The following is a 229-nucleotide window of genomic DNA, read 5'->3' on the forward strand; positions in this document are numbered from 1 at the left end:
CTTCCACCCCTACTACGTCACCGCCATGGCCCCCGGCATCGCCGCCCTCACCGGCATCGGCGCCACCATGCTCTACCGCGCCCACCGCGAAGGCTCCGCGGCCAAGTGGGCCTGGGTACTGCCGACCGCCATCGCGGGCAGCACCGCCTGGGCGGTCTACCTCCTGCAGCGGGTCTCCGGCTCCGGGACGCTGTACACCGTCGCCGAGGTCGTCGCCGGCCTCGCCGGG

At 74.2% G+C, this 229-nt stretch carries 1 pseudogene; it reads left to right on the plus strand.

What is annotated here, in order from left to right:
• Window positions 1–229, plus strand: a pseudogene (locus tag IG08_RS55560) (hypothetical protein); the annotation flags it as partial.

This window comes from Streptomyces fulvoviolaceus (assembly GCF_000718165.1).
Classification (GTDB): domain Bacteria; phylum Actinomycetota; class Actinomycetes; order Streptomycetales; family Streptomycetaceae; genus Streptomyces; species Streptomyces fulvoviolaceus.